Origin of the sequence: Occallatibacter sp. (assembly GCF_049802275.1) — a bacterium.
Taxonomy (GTDB): Bacteria; Acidobacteriota; Terriglobia; order Terriglobales; family Acidobacteriaceae; genus Telmatobacter.
Map to the genome: position 1 here is coordinate 1 of NZ_JBARMD010000178.1, position 5857 is coordinate 5857.

The following is a 5857-nucleotide window of genomic DNA, read 5'->3' on the forward strand; positions in this document are numbered from 1 at the left end:
CGACGCGTGCGCCGAGACGCGGCAGCAGCAGCATATTCGATCGCGCTACGCGGCTATGCAGAATATCCCCGGCAATCATGACGGTGACGCCGCTCAGCGTGTCGGAGGTGAGCGTCTCCACCGCGTAGCGGAGATGCGCAAGGATTGTCCGAAGATCGAGCAGTGCCTGCGTGGGATGCTCGTGCATCCCGTCGCCGGCGTTCACGATCGGCAGGCGGGTAGCTTCTTCCAGCAGCCACGGTGCACCCGAAGAACTATGGCGCAGGATGATGGCTTCAGCGCCGAGCGCGCGCAGGGTGAGTCCGGTGTCTTTCAGTGTCTCGCCTTTTTCGATGCTCGACGAAAGGCTCGAAACCAGCGTGGTGTCGGCCCCCAGTCCCTTCGCCGCCAGCTCGAAACTGGTACGCGTACGCGTCGAAGACTCGTAGAACAGAAGAGCGATGCGACGCTTGAGCAGAATGCGGTCGCGGATCAGCGGGTCGAGGTTCTCGAGCACCGTTGCGCGGAAAAGCAGATGGCTCACGTCGTCGATGCTCAGGTCCTGTACCGACAGCAGCGAACCGGGATTGTAGGGAAACGGTGATGCCGGAGGTTGAGGCGTTGGAAGCTGGCGGCGTACGGGTGGCATTGGTGCGATAGCAGTCATACGATCCAAGCTGGGAACCGGGCTGTCTTCCGGTCTGTTTTGGCTTCGAGCCCATGCCTCTCGCTGGTAGCTAGAAGCTAGTAGCTGGAAGCTGTTCTTTTCAGTCCACCCGCTCGACAAGCAACACCTGCTCGTCGTTATCAACCTCGTGGAACTTTACTTCGATAATCTCGCGGCTGCTGGTCGGCACATGCCTGCCTACATACGTTGCCTCAATCGGCAATTCGCGGTGTCCACGATCGATAAGCACGGCGAGTTGCACGCGCCGGGGACGCCCATGGTCGAACAATGCATCGAGAGCGGCGCGAATCGTACGGCCCGTGTAGAGCACGTCGTCGCACAGAACAACATCGCGGCCCTCCACATCGCAGCCCAGAGCGCCAGGTGTCACCACCGGGCGCACGCCGGCCGTGGACAGATCGTCGCGATAAAACTGGATGTCGAGTGTGCCGGTATCGATGGGGCGTTTTTCGATTCCAGTAATAAGCTTGCCCAGGCGTTGGGCAAGCGGCACACCGCGCCGTTTAATGCCGATCAGCGTCAGGTCCTCGCTGCCATTGCTCTTCTCAACAATTTCATGGGCCAGGCGCACAAGCGTACGCTCAACCTCGGAGGCGGACATCAGCCTTCCCTTCACACGCAGGGCAGGTACAGTAGTTTTTTCGCTCATAAGCTCTCTCGTGCTGCTATGCGAATTCACAGAGGTTGCTTCAAAGCCGAAGCGCTCAAATCGACGCGACCCGCCAGGAAGCGGCAATAGACGGAATCTGTGGCTCGCTCGTGTCTCTCGCCGGATCATAGAAGGCTTGAGGGTTACGGGGCAAGTTGTGGACAATTGGAGCAAGTGTTTCTGACCCAATTTGCTGCGTGTTAATCGTGTACTTGTCGCTATCTTAGGCTTCGGGACGCCGTCTCCGCGCCTGGATACGCGCGCCCAGGGCGCCTCCACCGACGGCAAACAGCACAAGGAATGCGCAATTGAATGCGATGGAAATCGCCCAGATCGCCGCGTGGCCCTCTGGAGATGTCAGCCATGCCTGGATCTGCCCGAGCGTCGCCTGCAACTGGGCCGCGTCTGCGGTTGTCATGCTTGCCATTGATTCGTGAGCTTTCTGCTCAAATGCATCCAGAAACGCTGTGTAGACCGAGTCGATCTGCCCCGATTGGTGAAGAACCACCCGCTGGATAAACAGCCAGATGCCGCTGACACCAAATGTGACCCACCCGGCGATCAAGCCGGTTACCAGGCCGATGCGCGCTCCGGCACCCATCGTGATCCACGCGGGCCGCTGGCTGCGCATGTAAAGCACGACCGCCCCGGCCGCGGCTCCTGCCATCCAGAAAATTCCCAACGGGCTCAGTGGCGAAATTCCTGAAGAGAGCAATCCTGCCGGCACTGCCAGTGCCAGAGCCGCGCGCAAACCCGGCTTCCAGTCAATCGAGCTGGCATCTCGTACCGGTTCCGGCCAGCGTTCGGTGGTCGGCGGCACCGCGCCATCGCCCTCGGCACTGTAGACAAGCTGAGGCAATCCGCAGGCAGGGCAATAACAGCTATCCGCAGGAACCGATTGATGGCAGCGATTGCAAGTGAGCTCCATGCTGAAACAAGCCTATCGCATCGGGCGGCCGGGAATCGCGCCACCCGCGGAAGAAAGCAGAATCTCAATCAGTGTGTCGTTCAGAGAGACGGAAAGATCTCATGAAGTCACGAAGCCTTCGCGGCGCTTTGACGCCGGCGCGGGGCATTAGGCAACAGGCGCGCTTCCAGCACCCACGCGTGCCATCGTTTTCTGCAGAAACGGCAACGCACCGGATAGCGGAGCGCAATCAGACGAAGTGCATCGTAGAAGCGAAAGCGGGCACGACGCAGATTGTTTGACCCACATTCTTTGCAGTAAAGAGACATCTCAGCCTCCTGACTTGACATGTGGCGGGGAACGAGGCCCCCTCAGTGTGACATATCAACGGCTTGAGAGAGATGAAAATACCAGGGTGAGGCCCGCTCTTCTCGACCAAACGAGGAATCGATTGCTTTCAACCGGGGTGCGTCAGCGGTGAGAATTGGAGACTTCCGACTTTGCCAGCCATGCATGCACAGTGTCTTCTGCTGCTTTCACGGCATCTTCGAGCGTCAGATTTGTTGAGTCTATCAGGAAAGCGTCCGGAGCGGGCTTTAATGGCGAATCAGCCCGATTGCGATCACGTTCATCGCGTGCCCGCAAGTCGCGGATGACTTCATCAGGCGGAGGAACTGCCTTGGCGCCAGCGAGACCGCTCTGGCCAATCTGGTCATAGCGACGCATGCCCCGCACCTCCGGAGCCGCGTCAAGAAATATTTTGACCTCGGCTTTGGGAAAGACAACCGTACCGATGTCACGTCCTTCCATGACTACGCCGCCCCGCGCGCCCATCTCCTGCTGTCGCTTCACCATGGCGGCGCGGATCGGAGGAAAGACACTTACCCGCGATGCCGCGTCGGTTACGGTCTGGTTGCGAATCTGCCCGGTGACGTCCTCGCCGTCCAGCAGCACGCGGTTCTCGGCTTCGCCTGGTTCGAGCTTGATGTCGGTTTCGACAGCGAGACGTTCCAGGGCCGCAGGATCGTCCAGCGCAACATCGAGACGAAGCGCTTTCAGGGCAAAGGCGCGGTACATCGCGCCTGTCTCAAGGTTGAGCAAGCCGAAATGGCGCGCCAGGTGCCTTGCGATTGTGCTCTTTCCCGCTCCGGCCGGCCCGTCAATGGCTACAACGATGTTTAGGTTGGGCTTCAGCTCGGGGGTCTTGTCCGCACTCATCCGCGCTTCTTTGTACCCTGCTTGCTGCGGCTACCAAAGAACCGTTTGCCACTTGCCGCTGATCGTCCCGCCACTGCCAGCGCAGGACGGGTCTTGCGTGCCGCCGGACGTGCATCTTTTCGCGGGGCAGCGGTTTTGGCGGCTGGCTTCACTCCTTTGGCATTGCCGGTTCGCTTGCTCCAGGAAGCGCCCGTCGGTTTGCCGTTGCGGTGCGAACTGTTGCCGTTTGAAGCGCGCGAAGAAGATGCCGTCGACCTTGTTCCGTTATTCGAATCGGAGGAATGAGCGGCCTTCTGCTTTCCGTTTTTCGAGGCATTCCAACGCGTGCTTGATGCTGAGCGAGTTCCGTTCTGTGGCCTGGATGAACTTGGCCGCGCATCAGAAGCTCGACGTGCCGGACGTCCATTGGAAACAGATTTTGCCGGCCGGCTTGAACTGGCGGCCTTGCGGTCGTGCCCGTTGGAATGCCCGTTCGAGTGGCCATTCGAAGCCGGACGGCTGAAGTGCAACCGCGCAGAATCGGAGGTCCCACTGGTTGAAGGCCTGTGAACCGGGCTTCGTGAAACATGTTGCTCCTCCGTCTGAACATGATCAACGGCGGGAACCGGAGCCGGCGGAGGAGGAGGAACCGAAACCTTCTGCGCGAACGGCAACGAAATCGCATGGCTTGGAGCCTCCTCATCCCGCTCAAACGAGCGTAGAAAGTAGGAGGAAGCCGGCATCGATGAACTGGAGTACATGGTCGAGACCGGTTCAAACTCAGGCAGCGTGCCTGCCACGTAGAAGTGGGGAGCATGTCCAAGAGAGATGGTGTGCACCTGCCGCGTTGCCACCAGCCCGCGAATAACTTCGCGTATTTTGCTGCGTGCAGTCAGCGGAGCCAGGAATAGTTCCACATCTTCCATGCTGGCGGCGATTGCGGCCTGCAGGTAGATGGACGCCAGCACTGAAATTGCCGTGACTTGCGAAGTGGAAGCACCCTCGGCAATGGCTCGTTGAAAGCGCGTGCGAAGCAATTGCCACTTGGCCGCCTGGCCACGAGCGGCGATCACCGGGATGATGCGCAACTGCTGCCAAAGTTCGGTGATTGCACGAATCACAGCAGACTCAGAGACTTCTCGTCCCAGCGCTTGTCTCAGGTGCGCTACCGTCGCGTCTCCGCCCTCTAACTGCTTATAGACATGCACCGCGAGTTGTGAAACCTGCCGCGATCCGGTCAATTGGGGGCTGCGACGCCAGTCGCGATCGCCGCGGAGTGCATACACGTAAGGAAGCACCCAGCCGGCCACCACAAAATCGGGCTGTTCGCCCGGTTGTCCCAGAAGGTTGAGCCGAACCACAACTCCCTCATTCTCAAGGCGGACAAGCAGATCTTCTGCGTGTGCGATGGTCTTTTGGTCAGGGGTGACTTCCGGCCGGCCGGCAACGGCCTCAACAAACGAAGGTGCGACAGAAGAAGAAAACTGCCGCTTCGGCAAAAAGAGACAAAGCCCAGTCTCTTCAATCCAGGTACGGGCTTCTTCCAAGGTAAGAGTTCCAAGGCCGTTTTGGCGCATTCTTTCGGCGCGCGCTTGTACTAATTGCTCCGATGTCAAAGAAAAACCTCACTTCCGGGTCGGCGCTAACGCCCTGGCAGCCCTCACGCGCGTTGCGGAGGACCACCACCCATGTTTTATCTTAAATGCCTTTTAAATTCGATGGAAGGCCCGCTGAATGTCCTTCCAGGAGTACAGCAGAGCTATCGGACGGCCGTGGGGGCAACTCGTTGGATGCTCGGTCTTTGCAAGTTCCAACAATAGCCACTCCATTCGCTTCGGGTCAAGGGGGGTGTTGATCTTAATGGCGGAGTGGCAGGCAATGGAGGCAGCAATTCGCGTGCGGAGGGACCTAAGATCTTCATTCAGCGAGGCTTCGCTTGGGCCATCCGATTGCTCGATGACCTGTGAGAGCATTCGTTCGAGGGCTGCACCCTCCAGACCCACGGGGGCGGCCTTTACCGCAAGTGTCTGAGGACCAAAGGTTTCCACCTCGAAGCCATTTCGTCCCAATTCGTCGGCAATTTGAGCAAAAATCACCATCTGCCAGGGTTTCAGTTCAACCAGAAGGGGCATCAGCAGGCGTTGTCGCTGCACATTCTCCACCTGGCGGTCACGAAGAATTTTTTCGAAAAGCACGCGTTCGTGTGCCACATGCTGATCGATTATCCATAGCCCTTCGGCTCCGGTAGCCAAAATAAAGGACTCGCGCAGTTGGCCGAGCGGCCGTAATGAGCCGAGCTGGTTCAGGTTGGCAGCAGCCTGTTCGGCCTCGACCCGTGCGGTTCCAGCCTGCGCCGCCAGGTTGCCGGCCACGCCGCCGAAAGGGTCCTGCACACCGCACTCATGGCCCATCGCTACCGAGGGCGCATCCATTAGAG

General features: G+C 59.2%; 6 protein-coding genes. All 6 read right to left on the reverse strand.

Going from position 1 to position 5857, the window contains the following annotated elements:
- The coding region (locus WA354_RS05920; protein WP_472812088.1) for an aspartate carbamoyltransferase at window positions 1-646 on the reverse strand (646 nt) is incomplete at its 3' end.
- A 100-nt stretch (window positions 647-746) separates the two neighbouring features.
- Window positions 747-1316, reverse strand: coding sequence for a bifunctional pyr operon transcriptional regulator/uracil phosphoribosyltransferase PyrR (pyrR, locus tag WA354_RS05925; protein WP_472812089.1), 570 nt, complete (start codon window positions 1314-1316; stop codon window positions 747-749).
- 223 nt (window positions 1317-1539) lie between these two features.
- Window positions 1540-2175, reverse strand: coding sequence for a hypothetical protein (locus tag WA354_RS05930; RefSeq protein WP_472812090.1), 636 nt, complete (start codon window positions 2173-2175; stop codon window positions 1540-1542).
- 519 nt (window positions 2176-2694) lie between these two features.
- Window positions 2695-3441, reverse strand: a complete 747-nt coding sequence (gene cmk / locus WA354_RS05935) for a (d)CMP kinase (RefSeq protein WP_472812091.1) — start codon at window positions 3439-3441, stop codon at window positions 2695-2697.
- A complete protein-coding gene (locus tag WA354_RS05940) occupies window positions 3438-4967 on the reverse strand; it encodes a hypothetical protein (RefSeq protein ID WP_472812092.1) in 1530 nt (509 codons plus the stop codon). The genes cmk and WA354_RS05940 overlap by 4 nt, the downstream gene beginning before the upstream one ends.
- 162 nt (window positions 4968-5129) lie before the next feature.
- Window positions 5130-5857: DNA mismatch repair MutL family protein (locus WA354_RS05945; protein WP_472812093.1), on the reverse strand; the 728-nt coding region annotated here is incomplete at its 5' end.